The sequence below is a fragment of the Pantoea sp. ICBG 985 genome (assembly GCF_002928365.1).
GTDB lineage: Bacteria > Pseudomonadota > Gammaproteobacteria > Enterobacterales > Enterobacteriaceae > Pantoea > Pantoea dispersa.
In genome coordinates, this window is sequence record NZ_POWM01000003.1 from 63,836 (window position 1) to 90,253 (window position 26,418).

General features: G+C 57.3%; 23 protein-coding genes. 10 read left to right on the plus strand and 13 right to left on the minus strand.

Annotated elements, in window-relative coordinates; all coding sequences use genetic code 11:
• Positions 1–27: 27 nt before the first annotated feature.
• From arnD to arnB, 4 genes are read right to left on the minus strand one after another with little or no spacing between them, the layout of a single operon-like run.
• Complete coding sequence (gene arnD, locus C1Y42_RS09650; RefSeq protein WP_058781503.1) at positions 28–912, minus strand: 4-deoxy-4-formamido-L-arabinose-phosphoundecaprenol deformylase; 885 nt, start codon at positions 910–912, stop codon at positions 28–30.
• Positions 909–2,888: a bifunctional UDP-4-amino-4-deoxy-L-arabinose formyltransferase/UDP-glucuronic acid oxidase ArnA gene (arnA, locus tag C1Y42_RS09655; protein ID WP_104093298.1), complete on the minus strand. Its 1,980-nt coding sequence runs from the start codon at positions 2,886–2,888 to the stop codon at positions 909–911. The genes arnD and arnA overlap by 4 nt, the downstream gene beginning before the upstream one ends.
• Positions 2,885–3,871, minus strand: coding sequence for an undecaprenyl-phosphate 4-deoxy-4-formamido-L-arabinose transferase (gene arnC / locus C1Y42_RS09660; RefSeq protein WP_104093299.1), 987 nt, complete (start codon positions 3,869–3,871; stop codon positions 2,885–2,887). Before arnC ends, arnA begins: the two co-directional genes overlap by 4 nt.
• Before the next feature lies 1 nt (position 3,872).
• Positions 3,873–5,009 (minus strand): UDP-4-amino-4-deoxy-L-arabinose aminotransferase, encoded by a 1,137-nt coding sequence (gene arnB, locus C1Y42_RS09665; protein WP_104093300.1) that lies wholly within the window; start codon positions 5,007–5,009, stop codon positions 3,873–3,875.
• Between the two features lie 457 nt (positions 5,010–5,466).
• Between arnB and C1Y42_RS09670 the strand changes: the two genes are divergently transcribed.
• From C1Y42_RS09670 to C1Y42_RS09685, 4 genes are all read left to right on the plus strand, one after another.
• Positions 5,467–5,682 carry a hypothetical protein gene (locus C1Y42_RS09670; protein ID WP_227746467.1) on the plus strand — a complete coding sequence of 72 codons (216 nt, stop codon included), beginning with the start codon at positions 5,467–5,469 and terminating at the stop codon, positions 5,680–5,682.
• A gap of 625 nt (positions 5,683–6,307) precedes the next feature.
• Positions 6,308–7,072 carry an A24 family peptidase gene (locus tag C1Y42_RS09675; protein ID WP_104093301.1) on the plus strand — a complete coding sequence of 255 codons (765 nt, stop codon included), beginning with the start codon at positions 6,308–6,310 and terminating at the stop codon, positions 7,070–7,072.
• A gap of 215 nt (positions 7,073–7,287) precedes the next feature.
• Positions 7,288–8,670: a diaminobutyrate--2-oxoglutarate transaminase gene (locus C1Y42_RS09680; RefSeq protein WP_021509096.1), complete on the plus strand. Its 1,383-nt coding sequence runs from the start codon at positions 7,288–7,290 to the stop codon at positions 8,668–8,670.
• A gap of 12 nt (positions 8,671–8,682) precedes the next feature.
• Positions 8,683–10,149 (plus strand): aspartate aminotransferase family protein, encoded by a 1,467-nt coding sequence (locus C1Y42_RS09685; RefSeq protein ID WP_058770207.1) that lies wholly within the window; start codon positions 8,683–8,685, stop codon positions 10,147–10,149.
• Between the two features lie 83 nt (positions 10,150–10,232).
• Here C1Y42_RS09685 and C1Y42_RS09690 read toward each other — a convergent pair whose 3' ends face one another.
• On the minus strand, positions 10,233–10,583 hold the full coding sequence (locus C1Y42_RS09690; RefSeq protein ID WP_233210697.1) for a RidA family protein: 351 nt from the start codon (positions 10,581–10,583) through the stop codon (positions 10,233–10,235).
• A gap of 171 nt (positions 10,584–10,754) precedes the next feature.
• Here C1Y42_RS09690 and C1Y42_RS09695 point away from each other — a divergent pair, with 171 nt between their 5' ends.
• On the plus strand, positions 10,755–11,357 hold the full coding sequence (locus C1Y42_RS09695; RefSeq protein ID WP_021509093.1) for a TetR/AcrR family transcriptional regulator: 603 nt from the start codon (positions 10,755–10,757) through the stop codon (positions 11,355–11,357).
• On the opposite strand, the gene C1Y42_RS09700 is transcribed toward C1Y42_RS09695, so the two are convergent.
• The gene (locus tag C1Y42_RS09700; RefSeq protein ID WP_104093302.1) at positions 11,338–12,249 is read right to left on the minus strand and encodes a LysR substrate-binding domain-containing protein; all 912 of its coding nucleotides are present in this window, start codon (positions 12,247–12,249) and stop codon (positions 11,338–11,340) included. The two genes, C1Y42_RS09695 and C1Y42_RS09700, sit on opposite strands and share 20 nt — an antisense overlap.
• A 97-nt stretch (positions 12,250–12,346) precedes the next feature.
• Here C1Y42_RS09700 and C1Y42_RS09705 point away from each other — a divergent pair, with 97 nt between their 5' ends.
• The gene (locus tag C1Y42_RS09705) at positions 12,347–13,210 is read left to right on the plus strand and encodes an aldo/keto reductase family oxidoreductase (RefSeq protein WP_058759127.1); all 864 of its coding nucleotides are present in this window, start codon (positions 12,347–12,349) and stop codon (positions 13,208–13,210) included.
• Between the two features lie 14 nt (positions 13,211–13,224).
• Here the strand turns inward: C1Y42_RS09705 and C1Y42_RS09710 are convergent, their stop codons facing one another.
• The gene (locus C1Y42_RS09710) at positions 13,225–14,718 is read right to left on the minus strand and encodes a PLP-dependent aminotransferase family protein (RefSeq protein ID WP_193751880.1); all 1,494 of its coding nucleotides are present in this window, start codon (positions 14,716–14,718) and stop codon (positions 13,225–13,227) included.
• Positions 14,719–14,827: 109 nt separating this feature from the next.
• On the opposite strand from C1Y42_RS09710, the gene gabT reads away from it, so the two are divergent.
• Both gabT and gabP read left to right on the plus strand, forming a co-directional pair.
• Complete coding sequence (gene gabT, locus C1Y42_RS09715; protein ID WP_104093303.1) at positions 14,828–16,081, plus strand: 4-aminobutyrate--2-oxoglutarate transaminase; 1,254 nt, start codon at positions 14,828–14,830, stop codon at positions 16,079–16,081.
• A 104-nt stretch (positions 16,082–16,185) separates the two neighbouring features.
• A complete protein-coding gene (gabP, locus tag C1Y42_RS09720; RefSeq protein ID WP_104093304.1) occupies positions 16,186–17,583 on the plus strand; it encodes a GABA permease in 1,398 nt (465 codons plus the stop codon).
• 31 nt (positions 17,584–17,614) lie between these two features.
• Here the strand turns inward: gabP and C1Y42_RS09725 are convergent, their stop codons facing one another.
• Positions 17,615–17,935, minus strand: a complete 321-nt coding sequence (locus C1Y42_RS09725) for a hypothetical protein (protein WP_058759124.1) — start codon at positions 17,933–17,935, stop codon at positions 17,615–17,617.
• Between the two features lie 172 nt (positions 17,936–18,107).
• Between C1Y42_RS09725 and C1Y42_RS09730 the strand changes: the two genes are divergently transcribed.
• Complete coding sequence (locus C1Y42_RS09730) at positions 18,108–19,400, plus strand: glycoside hydrolase family 10 protein (protein ID WP_058770213.1); 1,293 nt, start codon at positions 18,108–18,110, stop codon at positions 19,398–19,400.
• Positions 19,401–19,440: 40 nt separating this feature from the next.
• Here C1Y42_RS09730 and C1Y42_RS09735 read toward each other — a convergent pair whose 3' ends face one another.
• From C1Y42_RS09735 to C1Y42_RS23720, 5 genes are all read right to left on the minus strand, one after another.
• Positions 19,441–21,300, minus strand: a complete 1,860-nt coding sequence (locus tag C1Y42_RS09735) for a hypothetical protein (RefSeq protein ID WP_104093305.1) — start codon at positions 21,298–21,300, stop codon at positions 19,441–19,443.
• Between the two features lie 341 nt (positions 21,301–21,641).
• Positions 21,642–23,624: an autotransporter outer membrane beta-barrel domain-containing protein gene (locus C1Y42_RS09740; RefSeq protein WP_370445686.1), complete on the minus strand. Its 1,983-nt coding sequence runs from the start codon at positions 23,622–23,624 to the stop codon at positions 21,642–21,644.
• Positions 23,625–24,376: 752 nt separating this feature from the next.
• Positions 24,377–24,625, minus strand: coding sequence for a hypothetical protein (locus tag C1Y42_RS09745; RefSeq protein ID WP_104093306.1), 249 nt, complete (start codon positions 24,623–24,625; stop codon positions 24,377–24,379).
• 78 nt (positions 24,626–24,703) lie between these two features.
• The gene (locus C1Y42_RS09750; protein WP_072208598.1) at positions 24,704–24,964 is read right to left on the minus strand and encodes a hypothetical protein; all 261 of its coding nucleotides are present in this window, start codon (positions 24,962–24,964) and stop codon (positions 24,704–24,706) included.
• 81 nt (positions 24,965–25,045) lie between these two features.
• Positions 25,046–25,555: an adhesin gene (locus C1Y42_RS23720; protein ID WP_233210698.1), complete on the minus strand. Its 510-nt coding sequence runs from the start codon at positions 25,553–25,555 to the stop codon at positions 25,046–25,048.
• Between the two features lie 428 nt (positions 25,556–25,983).
• Between C1Y42_RS23720 and C1Y42_RS09760 the strand changes: the two genes are divergently transcribed.
• Positions 25,984–26,373 (plus strand): helix-turn-helix domain-containing protein, encoded by a 390-nt coding sequence (locus tag C1Y42_RS09760; RefSeq protein ID WP_104093307.1) that lies wholly within the window; start codon positions 25,984–25,986, stop codon positions 26,371–26,373.
• The last annotated feature ends 45 nt before the right edge of the window (positions 26,374–26,418 follow it).

Consider the following 26,418-nt stretch of genomic DNA (forward strand, 5'->3'; position numbering starts at 1 on the left):
GTTTCCATACTTGGGTCCTGTAAAATGTTAACTCTGGCAACCCAGCCAGCCTTCCCGGCCGGCAATGTGCCCGCGCACCACATGGCCCTGCGGCAGCGTACTGAGATCGTCTGGCAGCAGCTCGCTCAGTGGACAAAACCGGATGCCCTGCTGCTGCGCGCGCGTCAGCAGATCGGCAAAAGCAGGCAAACCGACGATGCCTTCGACCTCTGCGTGAATGGTATAGACCGGCGTACCGCTGGCGGCATGCATCTGCGCGAGGATAAAGTCGTTAAACCCTTCCGCGCTGACCTGCTGGCCCACCACTTCATCCCACGTTGGCAGGGTTACCGGAATTTGCACCGTGCCGAGGCTGCCATCGTTAAGGCGCGGAATGAACGGCCCGCTGCCGCGACAGTCGCTGTTATAGCGAAAGCCAAACGGCTGCTTGGCATCCAGTACCCGGCTGTCGGCGCGCCAGCCTGCCACCGCGGAGCAGGTGACACTGTCACCCAAAATGGCTTCCAGCGCCGCTTTACCGCGCACAATCTGCGCATTCAGTTGCTGTGGCGACCAGACGCCAGCCCAGGTCTGCCAGGCAAAGTGATCCCAGGCATGTAACCCCACTTCATGATGATCTGCCGTGGCGCGAATAATCGAAGCCAGCCCTTTGCCTATTTCGCGGCCCGGCCAGGCGGTACCGGCCAGTAAAATATCCCAGCCGTACAGCGAGGCCGCGCGCGAACGCAGCATTTTCCACAGAAAGCGCGGCTTCATCAGGCGCCACAGGTGGCGCCCCATGTTGTCCGGCCCAACGCTGAAGAAGAAGCTGGCCTGCAGCTGATGCAGGCTGAACTGCTGCAGCAGCGCCGGTACGCCCAGTTGCGTGCCGCGCCAGGTATCGACATCAACACGCAAACCCACTCGCTTCATGGCTTTTCCTGTAGCTCAACGGTGCGCAGGAAGAAGTCCAGCGTGTTGTCGATGGTGGTATCCATCGCCACGGTAGGCGTCCAGTCGAGCAGGCGCCGGGCGTTTTTAATCGACGGCTTGCGGTGCTCCACGTCCTGATAGCCCTTGCCATAGTAGCTGCAGCTCTCTACCTCACGGAAACCGGCAAACGGCGGGAAGCGATCGCGCAGCGGGTGGCGCTCAAAGCTGGCCAGCAGGTGTTCCGCCAGCTCTTTAATACTGGCTTCGTTCTCCGGGTTACCAATGTTAACGATCTGGCCATCGCAGTTGTTGTGCTTGTTCTCGATAATGCGGAACAGCGCTTCGATGCCGTCGCGAATATCGGTGAAACAACGCTTCTGCGCGCCGCCGTCGATCAGCTTGATCGGTGAGCCTTCCACCAGATTAAGGATCAGCTGGGTGATGGCGCGAGAACTGCCGATACGCGCGGCGTTGAGGTTATCAAGACGCGGGCCCATCCAGTTAAACGGACGGAACAGCGTAAAGCGCAGCCCCTCTTTTTCGCCATAGGCCCACAGCACCCGGTCCAGCAGCTGTTTTGATACCGAATAGATCCAGCGCTGTTTATTGATCGGTCCGACCACCAGGTTGGAGTGATCCTCGTCGAAATGCTGATCGGTACACATACCGTACACTTCGGAGGTCGACGGGAAAATGATGCGCTTTTTATACTTCACGCAGTCACGAATAATTTTCAGGTTCTCTTCGAAATCCAGCTCGAATACGCGCAGCGGATTACGGGTATATTCGATCGGCGTGGCGATCGCCACCAGCGGCAGCACCACGTCACATTTCTTGATGTGATACTCAATCCATTCAGAGTGGATGCTGATATCCCCTTCAACGAAGTGGAAGCGCGGTTCATCCAGGAAGCGGCTGATGGCATCGGAACCGATATCCAGGCCATAAACCTCAAAATTATCATCCTGCAGCAGGCGTTCGGTGAGATGGTTGCCGATAAAACCGTTTACGCCGAGGATCAGCACCCGCGTGCGGCGTTTCACCGCTGCAACCGGCTGCGAATAGAGCAGCGCACCCGGCACCATGCCCAGACTCTGCGCCAGCTGGCTGCCGTTCATGTAAACACCGTTGTCGCTCTGCCCGGTGACCACTTCGAGCGCGCCCTCGCCGCAGGCAATCAGGAACGGCTCAACTGACAGCACCGTGCCCGGTTTGGCACTGGGCGCATCCTGGTGAACCCGCCCTTTCCACACCACGAATTTCACCGTGCCGGCATACGCAAACGCACCAGGCCAGGGATCGGTGACTGCACGCACCAGGTTATTCACTTTAGCCGCCGGCAGCTCCCAGTTGATGCGGCCGTCCTCCGGCGTGCGGCGACCGACCATGGTCGCTTCCGCATCGTTCTGCGGCGTGGCGGCAATCTCACCGCGCTTCATCGGCGGCAGCGCGCCTTCCAGCAGCTGGTCGGCGCAGGCCACCAGCTTACGGTGCAGCGTCAGCGCATTATCCTGCGGGTCAATCGCCACGCGCTGCTGCGCCACAATGTCGCCGGCATCGGCACGTTTCACCATGCGGTGCAGCGTTACGCCAGTTTCCGTCTCGCCGTTGACCAGCACCCAGTTAAGCGGCGCACGACCACGGTATTTCGGCAGCAGCGAACCGTGCAGGTTAAACGCGCCAACCCGCGCGCAGTTCAGAATGGTATCGCTCAGCAGTGCGCGATAGTAAAACGAGAAGATAAAGTCCGGCTGCATGGTGCGGATGCGATCCACCCACAGCGGATGGTTAGCATCTTCCGGCGCATAAACCGGAATGCCCTGCTCAGCCGCGAGGCGTGCCACCGAAGGAAACGCATGGCTCTCCGGCGAGGTGTCCGCATGGGTGAAGATGGCACTGATTTCATAGCCTGCGTTCAGCAGCGCAGTGATGCCTGCACAGCCCATTTCGGCATAGGCGAAGACGATAGTTTTCATTGCTTAATTTCCTGTACAGACGGGGCATCTTGTTGCGGATGGATAACACGTTGTATGAAGTAGCGCGGACGGGCGCGTACGTCGTTATAAATACGACCGATATATTCGCCCAGCAGGCCCATGCCGACAAACTGCGCGCCGACAAAAATAAACAGCACGGCAAACAGCATGAACACACCGTCACCGGCCCAGCTGGCACCGAGGAACAGGCGCAGCACAATCAGAATCAGAGAAAAGGCGAAACCGGCCAGCGCGATTAAGCTGCCGACAATACTCAGCAGACGCAGCGGCGTGGTGGTCAGGCAGGTTACCAGGTCATACATCAGGTTGATCAGCTTCATGAAGCTGTATTTGGAGTCGCCAAACTCACGCTCGGCATGCGTAACCGGCAGTTCAATGGTGCGGCGCGCGAAGGTGTTCGCCAGAATCGGGATAAAGGTGCTGCGTTCGTGGCAGTTGAGCATCGCATCGACAATGTGACGGCGATAGGCGCGCAGCATGCAGCCATAATCGCCCATGGCTTTGCCGGTCACGCGCTGAATCAGGTGGTTGATGGTGCGTGAAGCGCGGCGACGGAACCAGCTGTCCTGACGGTTCTGACGCACGGTGCCGACCACGTCGTAGCCCTGCTGCGCAGCTTTGACCAGATTAGGGATCTCTTCCGGCGGGTTTTGCAGATCGGCATCCAGCGTAATGATCACATCACCGGAAACATGGCTGAAACCGGCCATAATCGCCGAGTGTTGTCCGTAGTTGCGATTCAGCAGCACGCCGACCACGTGAGTGCCCGGCATATCCGCCGCATCGGCGATCATCTGCGCGGAGCGGTCGGCGCTGCCGTCATCCACCAGTAAGATTTCATAGTCAAGGCCGAGCGTGCGGCAGGCCGCGTCGGTGCGGCGCACCAGCTCCGGCAGGCTCTGTTCTTCGTTGTACACCGGGATCACCACGGAGACTTTGCGAATCGGTTTTTCTTCCAGCATCTCAGGCTCCCGCAAGGTGGCGTAAGGCAGCAATCACACGCGTTACATCGTCATCGAGCATGTCGGGGAACAGGGGCAGCGAGCAGATACGTTCACTGTTCCATTCGGTGGCCGGCAGCGAGAGCTGCGGATAGCGTTCACGGTAATACTTGTGGGTATGCGCGGCACGGAAATGCAGACCGGTGCCGATGTCATGGATTTTCAACTGCTCCATCAGCGCATCGCGACTGATACCGCAGCGCGCTTCGTCCACGCGAATGATAAACAGATGCCACGCATGCTGATGCGGCCACGCCGGCTGCACCAGCGGCAGCAACGGCGTATCTGCCAGCTCGCGCAAATAGCGCGCGGCGATGGCCTGGCGACGTGCATTGATGGCCGGCAACTTTTGCAGCTGCACCAGCGCAATCGCGGCGTTGATGTCTGGCAGGTTGTATTTAAAACCGGGCATGATCACTTCGGCCTGCGGTTTGCGGCCATGGGTATGACGATCGTAGGCATCGACGCCGAGGCCGTGGAATTTCAGGCTGCGCAGGCGGTCAGCCAGCTGCGCGTCATCGGTCACCACGATGCCGCCTTCGGCGCAGGTGATGTTTTTGATGGCGTGCAGCGAAAAGATTGCGGTGCCCTGCTGCCCGACGTGCCGGCCTTTGTAGTAGCAACCTACCGCGTGGGCCGCATCTTCAATGAGCGGGATATTGTGGCGCGCGCTGACGGCGCGAAGGGCGTCGATATCCGCCGGCGCACCGGCATAGTGAACCGGCACGATGGCGCGGGTGCGCGGCGTAATGGCCGCTTCGATCTGTTCTGCGCTCACCATCAGGTTATCGCGATCCACATCGATCATCACCGGCGTCGCGCCCAGCAGCGTAATAATATTGAGCGTGGAAACCCAGGTCAGCGACGGGGTGATCACCTCGTCGCCGGGCTGGATACCCAGCGCCATCAACGTAACGTGCATGCCTGCTGTGGCGGAGCTGACGGCAATAGCGTGCTGGTTGCCGGTGAGCTGGCAAAACGCCTGCTCCAGCGCAGCATTCTGCGGTCCGGTGGTAATCCAGCCCGATGCAAATACCGCCTGCACCGCGGCCAGTTCTTCCTCACCCAATGCCGGGCGCGAAAACGGAAGGAAACTCATAAGATAACCTTACTGTTGTGCCTGAAAACATGCTGAAAAATAAAACAAGCGTTATTGCCGCTCATGACAACCTGATGAAACACGCTGTAACCTTTTGTTTAAACGTTACTTAAACGAGTGTGTTCGCAGGGCGGCTGTCATCTGCGCGCAATAAAACTTAAGCAGGTCTGTTTTATCGCTATAAGAAACCAAAATACGGGGGAAAACTTAACTGAACATTAAATGGCAAAGCGGCACGCTGACTTTTTTACGTGATGTTGAAGATTGGTAGAAGATTGCGCGCCGGGGCCGGAAATCAGCATCGGGTCAGACATCATGGGTCGGCTTTACGATACAGGGCAATTAAAGTGGCTATTTTTCAATGCATTAACCAAGAGGCTACACTGTTCTTAAGGTTATCCTAAGGTTGGCTGCTTATTCTTCCCCGGGATAGTGACGCCAGAGGCTGGACAGGAGAATGATGATGAGAACCGCGACTGACAGACTTTCACAGGCAGCACTGCGCCGGCATCACATTGGTGTGAAAACAAAAGGATTACGTTTCCGCGGTGAGCTGTATGTGTTTCGCTATAACGCCGGCCATTACGACGTGTTTCGCAACAGCGAATGGGTGATGTCGCTCGCCACCAGCAATGTACTGGAAGCCATGCAGCAGTTTAAACAGAGCCAGTAAAATCGCTGGCGCATTGACTGGATTATTATCTGTCTCCGCTGGTGTATTGGTTAGATTGTTGCCAGCCTCAGCTAGCGCATCGATAGGATTTTTGCCTGTCTTCGCATCGATTTGGTCATTGCCAGCCGGTGAAATTCACGCATCCCCGCTTATATCTTCTCTGTTCTCTGGAACCCGCTCGTAAATCCTGCTGCAAATCGCTGCAACGCCGCTTTGCTGCTCGCCACGCCGTCTCCACCGGCGTATTGTGACTCTCGCACACCGGCCAGGGTTGTCGACAGATCGCGGTGCGCATCCATGCGCACCCTACAGGTTTTGTAGGGTCGCCATTCATGGCGACCTGCCATCAAACCGCACAAATCCGTAGCGGCGCGATTTCGCGGTGCGCATAAATGCGCGCCCGGCGAAACCTGTAGGGTCGCCATTTATGGTGACCTGCCGTCAAACCGCACAAATCCGTAGCGGCGCGATTTATCGCGCAAACAGGTTATGCGGCACCTTTATGGCAACCTGCTGTGCAATCGGGCAAAAAATCGCCCCCACTGTAACCGCGCCATGAACTGCACGGTCGCCATTGATGGCGACAGAAAAACCCAACGCTGCATGGACAGCAGGAGAAAACCTCATGGAAATCGTCTACTGGCTGATCGGTACACTGCTGGCGCTGTGCGTCGGCAGCTTTCTCAACGTGCTCATTTATCGCCTGCCGCAGCAGGTAATGAACCCGCACCCCGGCCTTACCCTGCTGCTGCCGCGCTCGCACTGTCCACGCTGCCAGACCACGCTGCGCGCGATCGATATGCTGCCGCTGCTGAGCTGGCTGCTATTACGCGGACGCTGTCGCTACTGCCACCACCCGGTGAGCCTGCGCTACCCGCTGACGGAACTGCTCACCGCCGCGATCAGCCTGGCGCTGGCCTGGCTGCTGCCGCCCGACAGCCGCCTGCCTGCCGCCCTGCTGCTCGCCTGGATTCTGCTGGCGCTAACCCTCATCGACATTGAGCATCTGCTGTTGCCGGACGCTCTCACCCTTTCACTGCTGTGGCTTGGCCTGCTGTTCAAAGCGCTGCACTGGCTGCCCGGTACGCTGAATGATGCCGTGTTCGGTGCGATAGCCGGCTACAGCGCGCTGTGGCTAATCGGTGGACTCTATCAGCTGATAAAAAAGCGCCCCGGCCTCGGTGGCGGAGACGCCAAACTGCTGGCTGCGCTGGGTGCCTGGCTCGGCTGGGCGCTTTTACCCTTTGTGCTGTTACTGGCTTGCACAGGCGCAATTTTGTTTGTTCTGCTGGCCCGATTAGGCTGGCAACGCGAGCTGTATCACGTGCTGCCCTTTGGTCCGTGGCTGGCACTGGCGGGCATAAGTCTTTTTATTCACACGATTATTTAATCGCCTGTTCATATCGCGGCGCTAAAATAAGTGGCCAGTTTCTGTCCAACGTCCTGATTCCTATATGAAAAGAATAAACAATTCTAAACAAAATTAATCATTGTGATGTGCGTCAAAAGGCTCTATATTGGCCGCGTTTTTTGAGCCACTGATACTTTTTTGTTCAACTAGTCAATCGGCCAGCCTGTTCGAGCCCCGGTTGAAGGAGAGATATGATGACGGATAAAGTCCGTATTGATACTTTTGGTGCCAACTCATTCAACGGAAACAACGACGCATTCTTAGCCCGTCAGGCTGAGTTTGAATCAAACGTCAGGAGTTACCCGCGCAAGTTGCCTTTAGCGATTGCCAAAGCCAATGGCGTGTGGATTACGGATGTTGAAAACAAACAATATCTTGACTGTCTGGCTGGCGCAGGGACGCTGGCACTTGGTCATAACCATCCTGATGTTCTGCAGAGCATCCAAAATGTCATTACCAGCGGCTTGCCGTTACATACTCTTGATCTGACGACGCCTCTGAAAGATCAGTTCTCCGAATCTCTGCTCTCGCTGCTGCCAGGTCAGGGTAAAGAGTACTGCCTGCAGTTCACCGGTCCATCCGGTGCTGATGCCGTTGAAGCGGCGCTGAAGCTGGCGAAAAAAGTCACCGGCCGCAGCGGCGTAATCAGCTTCTCTGGCGGTTACCACGGGATGACGCACGGCGCGCTGTCCGTGACCGGCAACCTGTCGCCGAAAGAAGCGGTTGACGGCATGATGCCAGAAGTGCAGTTCATGCCTTACCCGCACCTGTACCGTTGCCCGCTGGGCCTCGGCGGCGAAGCTGGCGTGAAAGCCCTGACCTACTACTTCGAAAACCTGATCAACGACGTTGAAAGCGGCGTGCGTAAGCCTGCGGCCGTGATCCTCGAAGCGGTACAGGGTGAAGGCGGCGTGAACCCGGCGCCGGCTGAGTGGCTGCAGCGCATCCGCAAAGTGACGCAGGAACACGGCATTCTGCTGATCCTTGACGAAGTCCAGGCTGGCTTTGCCCGTACCGGTAAGTTCTTTGCCTTCGAACACGCGGGCATTGAGCCAGACATCATCGTGATGTCTAAAGCGGTGGGCGGCGGTCTGCCTCTGGCCGTGCTGGGTATCAAAAAGCAGTTTGACGCCTGGTCACCTGGCCACCACACCGGTACCTTCCGCGGCAACCAGCTGGCGATGGCAACCGGTCTGGCGACGCTGAAGATCCTGACCGAGCAGAACATCGCCGGCAAAGTGGCAGAACAGGGTGAATGGCTGAAAGCCCAGCTGAACGCGATGGCGAAACGCTTCCCGGTTATTGGTCACGTACGCGGCCTCGGGATGATGATCGGTATCGAAATCGTTAAGCCACACGAGCCAGCTGACCACATGGGCAGCTTCCCGGCCGACGGCGAACTCTCTGCACTGCTGCAGAAAAAATGCTTCGAAGCCGGTTTGATTCTGGAGCGTGGCGGTCGTCATGGTGCGGTACTGCGCCTGCTGCCATCACTGCTGATCAGCAACGAAGAGCTGGCCGTGTTCCTGGATAAATTTGAGCAGGCGCTACTGGGCGCTGGCGTCAAACCTGTTTGACTGGAAGAGTAAATGTCTGAAGTAAACCCGATTCTGGCCGCCTCGGCCCCGAGCATTGAGGCGTACCAGCAGGCGATTGCCCAGAGCAGCGCCGCGGTTGTGCAGTGGCTGCAACAGCCTGAGATGTACCAGGGCAAAACGGTTGCCGAACTGCGCGAGCGTATCACGCTCGACTTCAATCCAAACGGCCTGGGCAACCAGGCCGCGATTGAACGTGCGATTGAATATTTCCTCAAAGACAGTCTGGCGGTGCACCATCCGCAGTGCGTTGCGCATCTGCACTGTCCGAGCCTGGTGGTAAGCCAGGCGGCTGAAGTGCTGATCAACGCCACTAACCAGAGCATGGATTCGTGGGATCAGAGCCCTTCTGCCACCATTATTGAAATCAAACTGATTGAGTGGCTGCGTGCGCAGGTTGGCTATCCGGCCGGTGATGCGGGCGTGTTCACCAGCGGCGGTACGCAGAGCAACCTGATGGGCCTGATGCTGGCACGTGACGCTTTCTATGCGCGTCAGGGCCATTCCGTGCAGCAGCACGGCATCACTGGCGATCTGCGCAAGATTAAAGTGCTGTGCTCAGAAAACGCCCACTTCTCCGTGCAGAAGAACATGGCGCTGCTGGGCCACGGCTATCAGTCTGTGGTGCAGGTGAAATCGGATCAGTTCGCCCGTATGGACGTGAATGACCTGAAAGCCAAACTGGCTCAGGCTGAAGCCAACGGCGAACAAATCCTGGCGATCGTCGCGACGGCAGGCACCACCGATGCCGGCGCCATCGATCCGCTGCGTGAAATCGCAGCCATCGCCGCTGAGCACAACATCTGGGTGCACGTGGATGCGGCCTGGGGCGGTGCGCTGCTGCTGTCTGAAAAGTATCGTCATTACCTGGATGGTCTGGAGCTGGTGGATTCCGTCACCCTCGACTTCCACAAACAATACTTCCAGACCATCAGCTGCGGCGCGTTCCTGCTGAAAGACGCGCGTCACTATGAGCTGATGCGTTATCAGGCAGCTTACCTGAACTCCGAGTTCGATGAAGAAGCCGGTGTGCCGAACCTGGTGTCCAAATCACTGCAGACCACGCGTCGTTTCGATGCGCTGAAACTGTGGATGGGTCTGGAAGCGCTGGGTCAGAAACAGTACGCCGCGATTATCGACCACGGCGTAAGCCTGGCACAGGACGTCGCGCAGTTCGTTGAATCTGAGCCGCGTCTGGAACTGGTAATGCAGCCACAGCTGGCCAGCGTGCTGTTCCGCTATCGTCCAGCCCAGCTGAGCGACAGCGCGCAGATCGCCCTGTTCAACCAGCGTATCGGCGATGCGCTGCTGGAGTCTGGCCGCGCTAACGTCGGTGTGACCGAGCATGCAGGCGTGACCTGCCTGAAGCTGACGCTGCTGAACCCGACCGTCACGCTGGAAGACATCAAGCTGCTGCTGGCGCTGGTAGAAAAAACTGCTGATCAATTGCTGAGCGCCTGATTAGGCGTGAAGTAAATAAGCCGCTAACCGGCAACGGTTAGCGGCTTTTTTTATAGCTTAAAAACAGATCGCCGCACGCTGGCTCACTGCGGAATGCGTGCAATTACCTTGATTTCAAAATCATAACCCGCCAGCCAGTTGACGCCCACCGCCGTCCAGTTGGGATAAGGCTCATCGCCGAAGAAGCGCAGCCGGACTTCGTTCACCGTGGCGAACTGCGCTTCCGGATCGGTATGAAACGTAGTGACATCAACCACGTCATCGAAACTGCAACCGGCGGCCTTCAGCACCGCCGCGAGATTGGTAAATGCCTGATTAACCTGACGCGTGAAATCCGGCTCGGCGGTGCCATCATCCCGGCTGCCTACCTGGCCGGAAACAAACAGCAGGTCGCCGGAGCGAATCGCCGCAGAGTATTTATTAATGTTGTACAACGCCTAACGGCCCGCTGGAAAAACAGCATCGCGTTTGTTCATAATCGTACTCCTGAAGATGAGAGAAGAAAGCGGGTTAGCTATGCCCGCTTTCGCTTTAACATACGCCGCGTATGTATTACTATGTTTTACATACGCGGCGTATGTCAATGCAAAATTTAAGGAACAGCGATGGCAGCCAGACGACGGGCAGACCAGGTGGAAGAGACGCGCGGCAAACTGATTGCCGCTGCACGACGCGCGTTTGCGCAGAAAGGTTACAGCGAAGCGTCAATGGATGACCTCACGGCAGCCGCCGGGCTGACGCGCGGTGCGCTGTATCATAATTTCGGCGACAAGAAAGGGTTATTGCAGGCGGTTATTGACCAGATTGACGGTGAGATTCTTGAGCAGATGCGCGCAGCCGGGCAGCAGTATCACACTCGCTGGCACGCGTTTCTGGCGGAAGCCATTACCTATATCGAGATGTCGCTGGAGCCAGAAGTCCAGCGCATCATGCTGCTGGATGGCCCGGCGGTGCTGGGCGATCCGTCGCGCTGGCCTAATCAGACCGCCTGTCTGCGCACCACCGCCGCCATGCTGGCGGAACTGATTGAGGAAGGTACGGTGAAACCGGTCGATACCGAAGCGGCGGCGCAACTGGTCAACGGCGCCGCGCTCAATGCCGCGCTGTGGATTGCCGCTGCCGATGAGCCGGTCGCGGCGCTGCCCCGTGCGGTGCAGGCCTTTCGGCTGCTGGTTTCCGGGCTGCTGGTCAACCCGGCGTCGCATTGAGTTCGCGTATCCAGCTGAGAAACGCCTGCAGCGGTGCCGGGATCAGCCGACGATCGTTGTAATACAGCCACAGGCCGGGAAAGCTGAGCCACCAGTCGGCAAGAATCGGTTGCAGACTGCCGTTGGCCAGCGCCGGCTTCAGCCAGTCCTCAAACAGGTAGACCACGCCGGCACCGGCGATGGCTGTCGACACCGTCAGCTCCATCGCCGCACCGATGCTGCAAATCAGCGGCCCCTGCGGCTGTAGCGTGATGCGTTCCGCGCCGCGGCTGAACTCCCATTCGGCCGTCACCCCGGTGGCATAACGACCATACAGACAGCGATGCTGCATCAGGTCGCACGGATGCTGCGGCGTACCGTGAGCCGCCAGATAGGCCGGCGCCGCGGCCGCGGCAAAGCGCTGCACGCGCGGACCAATCGGCAGCGCCACCATATCCTGTTCCAGATGATCGTCGTAACGGATACCGGCATCGCAGCTGTCGCGAAAAATGTCCTGCACATTACTTTCCGCCACGATCTCCAGCCGGATGTCGGGATAGCGCTGCAAAAATCCCGGCACAATCGCCGGTAATACCAGCCGCGCCGCGCTGACCGGCACGTTCAGCCGTAGCGTGCCGCCCGGCGTGTCACGGAACGTGTTCAGAGCATCCAGCGCCGCATCCACTTCGTTCATGGCGGGCAGCAGCCGTGACATCAGCGCCCGGCCCGCTTCGGTCAGCACCACCGTTCGCGTGGTGCGATTGAACAGCCGAACGCCCAGTTGCTGTTCGGCGCGCCGCACCGCATCACTCAAACGCGACGGATTGCTGCCGCTCATGCGCGCCGCCTCGCGAAATCCACCGGCTTTTGCCACCGCCACTACCGCATGCAGCAATGCCATATCCAGCGCCATTGTGCGTCACTCCGTACAGTCTGTCCTGATTTACACGGATAGTCGCACAGCACCGTTGTGATTACAATTTAAACACTATCCGATAAAGGAGGTTTACATGTCACAGGCTACAACTACTTATACGCTGGGCGACCGTCAGGTTGCCCGTCTCGGCTACGGTGCCATGCAGCTGGCCGGTCCCGGCGTATTTGGCCCGCCAAAAGATGAAGCCCGCGCGCTACAGGTGCTGCGCGATGCCGTGGCTGCCGGTGTGAATCACATCGACACCAGTGATTTTTACGGGCCGCACATCACCAATCAGCTGATCAAAAAAGCGCTCTATCCTTACCCCGACGATCTGGTGCTGGTGACCAAAGTGGGTGCCCGACGTGATGCCAAAGGCGGCTGGCTGCCCGCCAGCACGCCGGAGGAACTGACGCAGGCGGTTGAAGATAACCTGCGTAATCTGGGGCTCGACGTGCTGGAGGTAGTCAATTTACGCTCGATGCTGAGCGTTCATGGGCCAGCAGAAGGATCGCTGGAGCCGCAAATCGAGGCGATGATTAAGTTGCAACAACGTGGCCTGATTCGGCACATTGGCCTGAGCAACGTGACTGCCAGTCAGGTGGCGCAGGCACAGCAGATGACGCCGATTGCCTGCGTACAGAATCTGTATAACCTCGCCAATCGTCAGGATGAGGCGCTGATCGACCAGCTGGCCGCACAGGGCATTCCCTACGTGCCGTTCTTTCCGCTCGGCGGTTTTTCGCCACTGCAGTCGGAACAGCTCAGCGCGGTGGCCAGCACGCTCAACGCCAGTACGCTGCAGGTGGCGCTCGCCTGGCTGTTGCAGCGCTCAGATAATATTCTGCTGATTCCCGGCACCTCCTCGCCGCAGCATCTGCAGCAAAATCTGGCCAGCGCGGCGCTGACGCTGAGCCCGGAGGTGGTTGCGCAACTGGACAGCATTGGCCGGGCGTAAGGCACACGCCGGGGCTATCCCCGCCCGGCGATGCCCGCTTCCACCAGGCAGGCTTTGAGCACACCAAACGCATCCTGACACTGGCGCTCATCCACGCAGGCGTAACCGAGCAGCAGACCGCGTCGCTCCTGCGGATGCATATAGTATTGCGACAGCGGCCGCACCTTCACGCCGCGTCGCAGCGCCAGCGCGGCAATCGCCACATCATCACAGCCCGGGGGCAGATTCAGCACCAGATGCAGCCCGGCTTCATGATTGACCACCGGCATGAATGCCGCGCCCAGGTAGCGTTCAATCAGCGTCATCATAAAGCGCCGGCGCTGACTGTAGAGTTTGCGCATGCGGCGGATGTGCGTCATGTAGTGGCCTTTCTGGATGAATTCCGCCAGCGCGCGCTGCACCAGCAGATGGCCGCCGCGATAGAGTTCGGCCGCCGCCACGCGCAGCGGCTGCGCCAGCGCTTTCGGCACCACCAGATAGCCGAGACGCAGTGCGGGATAGAGCGTTTTACTGAAGGTGCCCATGTAGATCACTGGCGCATCTGGCTCAAAGCCCTGCAGCGACGGAAATGGCTGGCCGGCAAAGCGAAATTCGCTGTCATAGTCATCTTCCACCAGCCAGCTTTTGTGTTTGCGCGCCAGGTCGAGCAGCTGTCTGCGCCGCTCCAGACTGAGATGCACACCCAGCGGATACTGGTGTGACGGTGTCACAAAAATCATCTTCGGTGCTTTGCTGCGCGGTGCCAGCTCCGGGATAATGCCCTGTTCATCCACCGCTTTGGCCTGAATTTTTAGTCCGTTAATGCGTAACAGGTTGCGTGTGCCCCAGTAGCCTGGCTCCTCGATCCACACCGGATCGCCCGCGTCGCACAACACGCGCGTCACCAGATCCACCGCCTGATGAATGCCTTCAGTAATGATGATTTGATCGGCGTCGGCACGCACCGAGCGCGCTACGCTGAGATATTCAGCCAGCGCCTGGCGCAGCTGCGGGCAGCCGCCGTTGCTGCTGTAAATCAGCCGCTCAATGTCAGGTTCGCGATTCAGCCGCGACTGAATCTGGCTAAATAACTTATGCGGAAACTCACGCACATCCGGCGCGCCGGGCACAAACGCGCCCCACTGATAAGGCGAGGCATTGGCGTGACCGAGCAGCGTGGCGCCGCGTTTAGAGATCGCCGCCGGTTTACTCATCAGGGGTTCACTAAGCGGCAGCGCCGGCGCGCTGTTCAGGCACCCTTCCGGCAGGTTTTCTGCAATCCAGGTGCCGCTGCCGGTGCGCGCGCTGACATATCCCTGCGCGACCAGATTCTCATAGACGTTGAGCACCGTATTACGCGACACCGCCAGCTCGCGCGCTAAATCACGCGTCGCCGGCAGGCGTGAGCCGCGCGGGAAAATGCCCTCTACAATCGCCGCCTGCATGCAGTGCAGCAGGCGCTGCTGCAGCGTGCCTTCCGCGACAAACTGTAGTCGTTCCAATACATGATCGGCGTACAAACTCCGCAATTGGCTCCATCCTTCTCAGTGAAATTGGCTCTGGCAACCGCGCTCAGTGCAGGCATAAATAAGCGTGTTTGTCGTGATTTGTAAAGACGCTTATCGCTAAGGAAAGGTTATGGAAGGTAAAAACAGCCAGTTGCAACAACGCAAAGATGACGCGCTGCCGCGCGGCACCGGTAATCTTTGTCAGTGGTATGTCGATCAGGCCGAAAACGCCACGCTGCGTGATGTTGAGGGCAATAGCTGGATTGATTTCGCTGGCGGCATCGCGGTGCTCAACACCGGCCACCGTCATCCGCGCATCGTGCAGGCCATTGCCGATCAGTTAGCAAAATTCACCCATACCGCGTTCCAGGTCACGCCGTATGAGAGCTATGTGGCGCTGGCGGAACGCATCAATCAGCGGGTGCCAATTGCCGGTAAAGCCAAAACCGCTTTTTTCACCACCGGCGCTGAAGCGGTAGAGAATGCGGTTAAAGTGGCGCGCGCCGCCACCCGTCGTCACGGCATCATCACCTTCGGTAACGCCTTTCACGGCCGCACCTTCATGACCATGGCGATGACCGGCAAAGTGGCCCCTTACAAGCGCGATTTTGGCCCGATGCCGGCCTCGGTGTTTCACGCCCGCTACCCTAACGCGGTGACCGGCATCAGCGTTGAGGACGCTATCGCCAGCCTGCACGACCTGTTCAGCCACGACATCGCGCCGCAGGATGTGGCCGCTATCGTACTGGAACCGGTGCAGGGCGAAGGCGGTTTCCACATCGCGCCGGCAGAGTTTCTTACGCAGCTGCGCGCGCTGGCCGATGAGCACGGCATCCTGCTGATTGCCGATGAGGTACAGAGCGGATTTGCCCGCACCGGCAAGCTGTTTGCCATGGAGCACTACAGCGTGCAGCCCGATCTCATCACCATGGCGAAAAGCCTGGCGGGCGGTATGCCGCTGTCGGCGCTGAGCGGTCGTGCTGACATCATGGATGCGCCCGGTCCGGGTGGGCTGGGCGGTACTTACGCCGGCAATCCGCTGTCGATTGCCGCCGCGCATGCGGTGCTGGATGTCATCGAGGAAGAACAGCTGTGCCAGCGCGCCAGCGAACTGGGCGCGACGCTGAGTGAACTGCTGCACCGCGCGCGCCGCGCTAACGCGTCGATTACCGACGTGCGTGCGCTGGGCTCAATGGTAGCGGTGGAGTTTGCCAGTGCGCAGCAGGCGCAGGCGCTGCAGCAACAGGCGATGGCACGCGGTCTGCTGCTGCTGACCTGTGGCCCGCAGGGTAACGTGATCCGCTTCCTCTATCCGCTCACCATTCCGGATGCCCAGTTCCGTCAGGCGCTGGATATTCTCGACAGCCTGCTCAGCCAGCCTTAGCGTTCCACCCATTGTCCGATCGCTTGCCTGCCGCGTGCAGGCAAGTTTCACCTGCATAACAGGCGGGGTCTGCCCTGCCTGAGAGACGATCTGGAGAGATATTGATGACTGCTCAGAATGCCGATGTACTGGCTCAAAGCCTGAAACCCCGCCACGTGCGCATGCTGTCGATTGCCGGAGTGATTGGCGCCGGGCTGTTTGTCGGTTCCGGCCATGCGATTGCCGAAGCCGGACCGGCGGTGCTTCTGGCCTATATCGCCGCCGGCGCGCTGGTGGTGCTTATTATGCGCATGCTGGCGGAGATGGCGGTCGCCTCACCGGACTCCGGTTCCTTCTCCACTTACGCCGACAAGTCTCTTGGCCGCTGGGCCGGCTTTACCATCGGCTGGCTTTACTGGTGGTTCTGGGTACTGGTGATCCCGCTGGAGGCCAACGCCGCCGGCACCATTCTGCACGGCTGGTTCCCGCAGGTGGCGGTGTGGGAATACACGCTGGCGATCACCAGCTTCCTGACCATCAGCAACCTGTTCAGCGTGAAAAACTACGGTGAGTTTGAGTTCTGGTTCGCGCTGCTGAAAGTGGTGGCTATCGTCGCCTTTCTTTGTGCCGGCAGCCTGGCGCTGTTTGGCCTGCTGCCCGGCAGCAGCACGCAGGGTATTTCACATCTGTACGACACTAACGGCTTTATGCCTAACGGTATCAGTGCCGTGCTCGCCGCCATTCTCACCACCATGTTCTCTTTCATGGGCACGGAAATCGTCACTATTGCCGCCGCCGAATCTAACGAACCGCGCAAGCAAATTACCCACGCCACCAACTCGGTGATCTGGCGTATTGCGCTGTTTTATCTGCTGTCGATCTTTCTGGTGGTGGCGCTGGTGCCCTGGAACACGCCGTCGCTGATGAAAGCCGGGTCTTACCAGACGGCGATGGAGATGATGAACGTGCCGTATGCCCGGCAGATTGTCGATGTGGTGGTGCTGATCGCGGTATGCAGCTGTCTTAATTCTGCGCTTTATACCGCGTCGCGCATGCTCTATTCCCTGTCGCGTCGTCAGGATGCGCCAGCGGCGGCCTCGCGCACCACGCGCAGCGGCACGCCGTGGGTCGCAGTACTGATGTCTACCGCCGCAGCATTTCTGGCGGTGATCGCCAACTATCTGGCGCCAAGCGCGGTGTTTGAGTTCCTGCTGGCCAGTTCCGGTGCGATCGCGCTGCTGGTTTATCTGGTCATTGCCGCTTCGCATCTGGTGCTGCGGAAAAAACGCGAGGCGCGCGGCGAGCAGCTCAGCTATCGCATGTGGCTGTTCCCGGGTCTGACGTGGGCCACCATGGTGTTCATTGTCGGCGTACTGACGTCAATGCTGTTCAATGCGCAGCATCGTTCCGAAATTATCGCCACCGGGCTGTTAACGCTGCTGGTGCTGGTCGCCAGCCAGATTGTGCACCGCAAGCGCGCGGCGCGTAAAAACAGCGAGGAGATGGTAGCGCTGCGTTCGTAACGCTCGCCTTAACGGGCACGGAAGCCCGCCGTTACTGCACATCAATACTGATCGACTCATCCGCCACGTTAATCGTCACGGTGCAGTGCGTCCACACCGGCTGCCCTTCAGTCATCTCATGTTCGATAAAGTATTGCTGAAAGTCTTTCAGCGCGGCACTGAGATCGCCAATCGCGCGCGCATCCGGCTCGAACCAGTCCGGTTCGCCGTTTTCATCAAGGTAGTTAAACTGAAACTGCCCGCCCTCCTCATCGGCAAACAGCTCCGCCTGCACTACCAGCACCTGCGCGCCGTCGGGACCACAGCTGAAAATGATCTGGCCAATGCGGCGATAAAGGTCTTCGTATTGCATAGTGAGAACTCCTGTAAGATGCGGGACGCGTGACATCTCCGCGGCAGCATTCATCTCAGCCAATGTCTTGACATTATGTCTGAGGATCAGAGAATGAACGCCTGCGAATAACGGACTACAAGAAACGGAGTTTATCATAGCCTGTTCAGCGCGTTACCTCTCTGTTACCCACATTAAACGCGTCGCCCGTCTGCTGTCTGCCGTGCTGTTGCTGGCCAGCTGCGCCTCGGAGCCGCCAAAATCGCTGGTCACCCCGTTTCCGTCGCCGACTAAACCTCCTGTTCCGGCTAAACCCGCAGCGCAGACTGAACCAGTGCGCGGCGTCTGGCTCACTACGGTGTCGCGCCTCGACTGGCCGCCGATATCCTCCGTCACAGCCAGCCCGGCACTGCGTATCCGCCAGCAGCAGCAGGCACTGACGGCAAAACTGGATAAGCTGCACAGCCTGGGGATCAACACGGTGTTTTTCCAGGTGAAGCCCGATGGCACCGCGCTGTGGCGTTCGCGTATCCTGCCATGGTCCGATACCCTGACCGGCAATATCGGGCAGGATCCGGGTTACGATCCGCTGCAATTTATCCTCGACGAGGCGCACAAACGCGGTATGAAGGTGCATGCGTGGTTTAATCCTTATCGCGTGTCGACCAATACCAAACCTGCCACCGTGACGGCGTTAAACAACACGCTCCAGCTGCAGCCGGCCAGCGTGTTTGTGCTGCATCGCGACTGGATCCGCACCGCCAGCGACCGCTTCGTGCTCGATCCGGGCATTCCGGCGGCGCGCGACTGGATCACCAGCATCGTGGCGGAAGTGGTGTCCAACTACGCCATTGATGGCGTTCAGTTCGATGACTATTTCTACACCGAAACCGCGGCATCGCCGCTCAATGACAGCGCCACCTTCCGCCAGTACGGCGCGGGCTTTGCCAGCAAAGCCGACTGGCGGCGGCACAATACCCAGCTGCTGATCGAACAGGTTTCCCACACGATTAAACAGCTCAAGCCGGGCGTTGAGTTCGGCGTCAGCCCGGCGGGCGTATGGCGTAATCTGTCGCACGATGCGGCTGGCTCGGATACGCGCGGTGCGGCGGCTTATGATGAAGCCTATGCCGACACGCGCCGCTGGGTGCAGCTTGGGCTGCTGGATTACATCGCGCCGCAGCTCTACTGGCCGTTTGCCCGTCAGGCCGCGCGCTATGACGTCCTGGCGCGCTGGTGGGCCAATGTGGTACAGCCAACGCACACCCGGCTTTACATCGGCGTGGCGCTGTATAAGGTGGGTGAAGCTTCAAAAAGTGAGCCGGACTGGACGGTTCAGGGCGGCGTTCCCGAGCTGAAAAAACAGCTCGATCTGAATGAATCGCTGCCGCACATCGACGGCACCATTCTGTTTCGCGAAGATTACCTTAATCAGCCGCAGACGCAGCAGGCAGTCGATTATTTACGTCAGCGCTGGGGGAAATGAATTATTCAGGCCAGCAGAGGAATACTGCTGGCCTGAAGCGTTAGCGCGGGTTATCCGGATCAAGTAATTCAATACTGCGCGGCACGCCGTTTACGCGGACTTTCAGGAAACGGCGGGTGATCCACTTCCCCGCGGCATCCTGCTCCTGCCGTTCAAAAAACGGCCCACGCAGCAGCAGTTCCTTATTATTGTTGTAGCCAAAGCCGACATCTTTATTGCCCACCCAGTGCTGTTCAAAGGCGACGACCGGCTGGTTGTCCAGCGCCGTGGCTTCTTCCGCACTGCAGGCGGTAAAACTTTTGCGGAAAATAAAACACTGACCGGACTGATAGCGATCGCGCCCGTTGGTTTCCACCAGCGCAATCGAGAAGCCGGTATAGGCCGCAATTTTAACGTACAGTTTGGTGTGCGCGCCTTTGCCCTCAATATGCACCTTAATTACGGGTGAGGAGCCTTCGCTGTACCAGCTGCCAATGGTGTTATCGTCGTTGCGCGCCTGCAGATAAATATGCGCCACGCCCTCCGGTGTCCGGTAGCTGTAATCGGTTTGCGTTTCCGACTGGGAAACATACTGCGCGCTGCCGAGAATGCGCACATGAATTTGTGAGGTAGCGTCGGAAAAATTAAATTCGCCGACGTAAAACCATTTTGCGTCTTTGCCACGGTTATCCATGTGATGCTGCGAGGTGGTGAAGTCATAACTCAGCGATCCCTGAATGATCGCGCCGAGATCGGAAATCTCCATCACGCCACGATCGCCCTCGGCCAGCAGCGTCCATGGCTCAATACCCTCTTTGCTGAAATCAAAGCCCGCGCTATCGCGGTGCACGCTTTTCTGGATAATCATCGCGCGGCAATAGCCCATTTTCATCGGATTTTGCGTCGATTCAATCACCAGCCCTTCAATGGTCCACTGGCCATTGGTGAGATCGCCGGCAAATTCGGAGTGCTCGATCCAGCCATTACGAATAAACGATTGCGTACAGCGCGGCAGATCGAACACCGGCTGTCTGGTGCTGCGCTGCAAATTAAAGTTGGAGAGTTCAATCGCGGTAGAGTGATCCCAGGCGCCTTTTTCCCGATCGGACCAGCGCGCATAAACAATACTGCCCTGACAGCCACGTGAATAAAACTGATCGATTTTACAGTCCAGCGTATCAATCAGTTCCAGCGCCCGCCCGCCTAGGTAGCGAAACTCCATACTGCTGACGCGCAGAAACTGGCCACCGATAATACTGTTGGTAAAGAAGCCGACATTATTAAACGCCGTGCCGCCGTCTTCGCCGCTGTCAGAACTCATGCCTTTCACCACAAAGCCGGAGATCTCCACATAGCGTGCGCGCACGCTAAAGAAATGAGTTTTGCGCGGTTTCGGTCCCCAGTTAAATTTCAGCGTGGTGGTGGGGAAATAACCGAAGTTGACCGGCGCGCCGGAAATTTTAAAGCGGTTAATCTCTCTGTCGCTGCCCAGCACTTCCGCTAAATCAAAGCCGGACAGGCTGAACTCACCGGCAGTAAAGCGAATGCCCGCGGAGGGTAATACACGCTGCGACCATTTAAACATGCGGATCACCGCATCAATACAATCGGTGGTGCCATCAGCTATCGCGCCAAAATCCACCACCGTTACCGCGCTATAATCAAGGACCACTCTTTTCCAGCGCTTTTTGCCTGGCGTCACGAAATTCAGCCCGCCGTCATCGGGCGTACTGTTGTCGGTGGCATCGTAAACAAACACGCCGCCGCCCATCCGGCTGCCACGGCTGTATTCCAGCACCGACGCAATTTCGCCAATCGAAACAGGTTCCTGTTTACGTAAATCGTCAATGGTATGTAATTGAATCACCGTCCCGGTGGCAGATGGTGTGGTAGTGCTGGTGGTGCCAGATGTATTCGCCATGGTGTTCCCCATAAATTATTAACGTAATACGACAGAGCATCAGCAGTATAAGTGATTGAAAATTAATATATTGACCTGTGCCAGTTTATACGGGAGCTTTTCAGCGGCGTGATGTGGCGAGAGAGAATAACGATATGATTCCGGAAGGAAAGCGAAGCGACAAAAATACGTTTTACAGATTTATCGCAGAATAATTGTGGTAATCGCCGGTACGAACGTTCTGATTAATTTGACTTACGAAGAAGAATGGCTTGAATTATCAAAATATTTCCCGCGATCATCAGTTTAATTTTTTACGCGAGATAACGCGCCGATGAAAATTTTCGACTGGCGCGTTGCCGTCAAAATGTCGCGTTCAGGCCAATATTCCAGCTCAGCTGGTGATAGGCGCTGTTGCCGCCGATCGCTGAAACCCCGGCAAAGGCGTTGACCGTTTCACCCAGCGGCACGCTGGCCCCCAGCGACATATCCAGCCAGTTTTTATCACCGGCGCTGACGCTGCGTACAAACCCGGTCTGCGTTGACTTCAGCCCGGCGCGCACCGCGTTCTGCGTATCGCCAAACTGGTGGTTATAACTGAGCTGCGCCCACGGATTCACCGGCCACAGTTTGCTGTCGATACGCCAGCCAAGCGCGCCGATTTGCGAATGCAGGGTTTGATCGGAAAAGCGCATGGCGGTGCTGCTGTCGCCGTTTTCGCTGTAGCCCCCTGCCCGCACATAATCCAGTGCGTAGCTGGCGACCGGGCCGGTGGAAAGGTGTTCGCCTATCGGCAGATCCCAGCCGGTTTGCACCCGTAGCCCGAGCATTTTTCCGCTGCTACTGCCCTGTTCGGTGCGCGTTGCCGGGCCGATATTGATGCGACGTTCGATGCTGTCAAAATCGAGATCGGCATAGTGCACATCCGCATTGATCCAGCCCTGCTCCAGCAGCGTCAGCTGGCTATACAGCGCCAGCAAATTGCCGCGCAGCTTGTAATCATAGTGCGCCGAAGGATGCTGGTGCTGCGCGGTGCTCGACAACAGCAGACCTGCCTGCCAGTTATCCGTGAACTGATAGCCCAATCCCAGCGTCAGGCTGCCGGTATCAGCGTCGCCGTTAAGCAAGCTGTCGCCGCGATAATCAATATGCTGACCGGCATAGCCGCCGAACACGCTGACCTGACCGGCGCTGGCCGGTTGCTGACGCTGCTGCTGTAAATGGCCGTCGAGGGTGTTCTGCATATCCCGCGACAGCATTAGCGGTGCCAGTGCCAGTGCCGCCACCTGCGCGGGTGCGTCAAGGATCGATTGAATATAGTCGGCGATCATGGCATGTACCGCCGGGCTGGGATGCAGCCGGTCGGCAAACAGATAGGCCTGCGCGTTGCTGAAACCGGGCGTTGACGAGGTGCATTCGGCGGCGGAGGTGCCGACCGGACAGGTCATCCCCAGCGTATTGCTCAGGCCATAGCGTTGCGGATCGGCAATTACCTCGTTGAACAGGCCGGCGATGTCGGCACGCACAATGTTGCCATTCAGCGCCACCAGCCCGGCCTCTTCCTGCTGGTTATAGCCATCGGAGAGGGCCGTCGCCTGCTCGCTGAGCAACTGCCAGGCCGAAAACAGCTGCTGCGCCAGCGCGGCACGCAGCGCCGGGATGGTCGATACCTGTGCGGCGGCCTGATCGAATGCGTCGCGCACCGCCTGCTGGCGCGCAGCCACGTCGGGCGTGGCATGGCTGTCCAGCGAGGCAAACGCCGCGACCATCGCCGACTGCGCCGCCGGGCCCAGCACACTCAGCACCGCCTGCATCATGAAAGGCGTGGAGCCAAGCTGCGGCACGTTTGGCACGATTACCGCCCCCGCGCCGGCATCCAACAGCGTTTTGATTTGCGACACCGCCGCGCTGGCGCTGTTGCTGATAGTCTCGCGCGCGGTGAGCGGATTGGTCACCGCCGCCGCGATATCGTTAGCGCCCACCCAGTGAATGTACAGTCCGTTGCTATCCGCGCGGCCGCCGGTGGATTGCAGATAAGTAGCCAGCTGGTCTTGCGTATTGAGGCTGGCATCCAGCGCCGGCACGGTAACGCCGCCGCCCTGTGCATAGTTGCTGCCACCGCGCGACGACGGCTGCAGCGTTTGCCCGAACTGTGCAGCAAGGATCTCGTCATACAGTGGATGTTGCGCGCCATCATAAGTAAAACGCCCGACATTACCGCCGTCGCTCAGGCTATCGCCGAAAACCGTCAGGTTATCCCACGCCAGAGCGTTAAACGGCACACACAGGCAACTCACTGTGGCAAACGCGACCGCCGATCGCGCCAGGTTGCGACTCTTCATCATTCACTCCGAATCAGGCCAGAGGTCATGTCTGACCGCTAAAGGTGCCGGCGCCGCAGGATGCCGTCGCGCAGGCTGAAAACCGCTTAAACAGCGGAAAGGACAGTGATAACAAGGATGCTTAAGGTGTAGTCAGGCAGGCGCGCCTTTACCAGGCAGAGAGCAGAAATTTGCGGGGTGGATCGGCACGTCAGGGATTTCGGGCTGGTAACCGCAGCGTGAGGAACGGTGCTTTGAGTGACGAAGCGGCGGCGTTAACTGAAGCCGAAATAATTTCGATTGCTGCAGCCTGGTAATCCAGTGCCGACAGGGCTGCTGGAAAGGTTTCAATAGCACCCGAACCAGGAACAGAATTTATCCCGAACAACTGGATTGGTGTAGCTCCTGAGTAAGCTGTTTATACATCTTAGCTGAGCACGCATCTGTAAATATCCGCGATCGCCTGGAGCACAAACCTTCATCCATCATTACTCTATAAGGCCACTAGTTGATCGGATTGAGATTTCGACCGGACAGAAGATCGAGGTGATGACTACGCCAGGGCGGATGATTTGCGGTGATATTTTTGACGCTCACAAACAGTGTTGCCCGCGTATTTGTATGGCATTTTTTCGGGTGTCGGGGCTGCGCCCTGACAGGATCGCTTTTGGCGTGCCGATTATGGCGGTGCTCTAAAAACACATCTTGCCTGCTGTTGGAGGGATTCAAGGCAAAAAAAATCCCGCCAACTATGGGCGGGAATGATTACCATACAATTATATCAAGCCAAGTGATTCAGGAAGTTGTTTAATATAGACTGCACGATCTCCTTGATATACTTTTGATACCAGATAAAAAGTATTTGCTACTTTCTTTTTATCATCAAGGCTTATAAGTTGTAGTTCAGCCGCAATACTTTCCATCATTCCCACGGCAATATCAGGATCCAAAGACTCTTCATCAGAGAACTCCAGAAAAATAGCCATGTCAGCTATTATCTTTACCAGTCGAGCATAGCTATTCATGGGTAATTTTCACCTCTATGTTTTTTAAACCTAATTCATCAAACTGAAAAATCCCGGCTCGGTGGCCGTGATTCTTATTCAGGGTCTGGGGTCGGAAGGCGGTGATTTTCGGGTTTTATGTTCATCTATCCTGGCAAAGATCCATGAGCCAAAACCAGCGGCTACTCCAGCTATTCCACTGATGACTATAGTTTTATATATTGCATCTAAACCAATTTTAAAATTACCTATATATAAATAATTAACGATTAGCCGTAAAACAATTCCTAAGCAGAAAAAACAGACAACCCCATATAACATGCTTAAAATAAGAAGATAAAATGTAGGTTTTTTATTCATTTATTATTCCCCCACCCTAATAATTGCATCTTTAGTTGCGTTCCCCAAAATTTCTGATGTATTAGCACCACCTACTTCCGCTCAAAAACCAGACGAAGTCCCTAAAGCAGGTTTAAGTAAACTGGGCGCATATTCACCAAAGTATCCTCCGGCCACCGCACCTGCAACGGCTCCACCAACAGCCCCAGCATCTGGCCCGTCCGTAAACACAGCACTACCGGCCGCAATTCCCGTATTCGCCCAAATTCCCCGTCCCGGAGCCATAGCACCAGTAGCAGCGGCTGTCGCAGTACTCCAGTAATCATAAGTCTTACCTTCATTGCCTGGACTGCTCATATAAAGCAACTGATAACTACCATTCGCGATACCGGCAATAACAGCGCTCACTGCCACCTTACCTAAAGTTGCAGCAGATCCGAGATAAGCCGCCCCGGCAGCCAGGACGCCATCTTTATAAGCTTCAACGATTACTTTCGGGATATTGGCACCTTCCGGTAAATCACCTTTTGCCAGTTTATCCAGCCCAGCCTGATTCTGTTCCTGAGAGATATTATTATCCTGTACGTACTGCCCCCATGATCTCACCGCCATCCCGTAGTCTGTGATCCCTTCGGTAACTGGAATCCATCACTCAGCGCATTATTTTCCACAACAACGTTATCCGACGCGAAGCCTGACGGCGAACAACCTTTTTTCCTGTGCAGACAGTCGGTTACAGCTGTTTTTCCTGCTGCACTTTCGGGGCAGCAACTTTTTGCCCCGACGCACTTTTTTCGCCTGAACACGCTACCGCCCCGGTGAGCATCACCGCGCAGGTCACGCCCCTGCTTACGGAGCCTATGCCCCTGTGATCCAGCCAGCGTCGCTAACGACACGTTGCGCTTTAACTCGTCCAGTTCTCTCTGCGGGAGGCGGGGCATGTCACAACTCCTGTCAAAAACACGTCAAGGTCTTTATTAACCTATTCCATACAGGACATTATGATGCATTCAAGATGATTTTTTCAGGAAGGGATTAGTATGTGGCATAAACAACTTAACTGGCTTCGTTTATCCATGACTGACTTTGGTAAAAATCTCTCCAACATTCGTAAGCAACGCCAGCTTACACAGCTTGAACTTGGCAGCCTGCTGGAAGTTCAGCCCCGCATGGTTGGCCGCTGGGAACAGGGGAAGGTCAAACCACAGTTTGACTACGTGATTAAACTGGCTCAGGTTCTTGAGGTCTCTATAGACCGCCTTGTATTTGGTGAACAGGGACAGAAACAGCCTGCTTTTGACATTAAAAACAAGCGGTTAAAAGAGCTTTGTAAACAGGCTGATTCACTGAAGCCGAACGACCAGGAAGTTATCTGCCGCGTTATGGATATGGCGATTAAGCAGGACAGATTAAAACAGATTATCAGCTAACCGCTGATGAGTAGCGCGGCACCGAAGTGTTACAGCACCCCGGCA

Coding starts and splice junctions, on each gene's coding strand:
- arnD (WP_058781503.1), bottom strand. CDS start 912: ATGAAGCGAGTGGGTTTGCGTGTTGATGTCGATACCTGGCGCGGCACG.
- arnA (WP_104093298.1), bottom strand. CDS start 2,888: ATGAAAACTATCGTCTTCGCCTATGCCGAAATGGGCTGTGCAGGCATC.
- arnC (WP_104093299.1), bottom strand. CDS start 3,871: ATGCTGGAAGAAAAACCGATTCGCAAAGTCTCCGTGGTGATCCCGGTG.
- arnB (WP_104093300.1), bottom strand. CDS start 5,009: ATGAGTTTCCTTCCGTTTTCGCGCCCGGCATTGGGTGAGGAAGAACTG.
- C1Y42_RS09670 (WP_227746467.1), top strand. CDS start 5,467: ATGATGATGAGAACCGCGACTGACAGACTTTCACAGGCAGCACTGCGC.
- C1Y42_RS09675 (WP_104093301.1), top strand. CDS start 6,308: ATGGAAATCGTCTACTGGCTGATCGGTACACTGCTGGCGCTGTGCGTC.
- C1Y42_RS09680 (WP_021509096.1), top strand. CDS start 7,288: ATGACGGATAAAGTCCGTATTGATACTTTTGGTGCCAACTCATTCAAC.
- C1Y42_RS09685 (WP_058770207.1), top strand. CDS start 8,683: ATGTCTGAAGTAAACCCGATTCTGGCCGCCTCGGCCCCGAGCATTGAG.
- C1Y42_RS09695 (WP_021509093.1), top strand. CDS start 10,755: ATGGCAGCCAGACGACGGGCAGACCAGGTGGAAGAGACGCGCGGCAAA.
- C1Y42_RS09700 (WP_104093302.1), bottom strand. CDS start 12,249: ATGGCGCTGGATATGGCATTGCTGCATGCGGTAGTGGCGGTGGCAAAA.
- C1Y42_RS09705 (WP_058759127.1), top strand. CDS start 12,347: ATGTCACAGGCTACAACTACTTATACGCTGGGCGACCGTCAGGTTGCC.
- gabT (WP_104093303.1), top strand. CDS start 14,828: ATGGAAGGTAAAAACAGCCAGTTGCAACAACGCAAAGATGACGCGCTG.
- gabP (WP_104093304.1), top strand. CDS start 16,186: ATGACTGCTCAGAATGCCGATGTACTGGCTCAAAGCCTGAAACCCCGC.
- C1Y42_RS09725 (WP_058759124.1), bottom strand. CDS start 17,935: ATGCAATACGAAGACCTTTATCGCCGCATTGGCCAGATCATTTTCAGC.
- C1Y42_RS09735 (WP_104093305.1), bottom strand. CDS start 21,300: ATGGCGAATACATCTGGCACCACCAGCACTACCACACCATCTGCCACC.
- C1Y42_RS09740 (WP_370445686.1), bottom strand. CDS start 23,624: ATGATGAAGAGTCGCAACCTGGCGCGATCGGCGGTCGCGTTTGCCACA.
- C1Y42_RS09745 (WP_104093306.1), bottom strand. CDS start 24,625: ATGAATAGCTATGCTCGACTGGTAAAGATAATAGCTGACATGGCTATT.
- C1Y42_RS09750 (WP_072208598.1), bottom strand. CDS start 24,964: ATGAATAAAAAACCTACATTTTATCTTCTTATTTTAAGCATGTTATAT.
- C1Y42_RS23720 (WP_233210698.1), bottom strand. CDS start 25,555: ATGGCGGTGAGATCATGGGGGCAGTACGTACAGGATAATAATATCTCT.
- C1Y42_RS09760 (WP_104093307.1), top strand. CDS start 25,984: ATGTGGCATAAACAACTTAACTGGCTTCGTTTATCCATGACTGACTTT.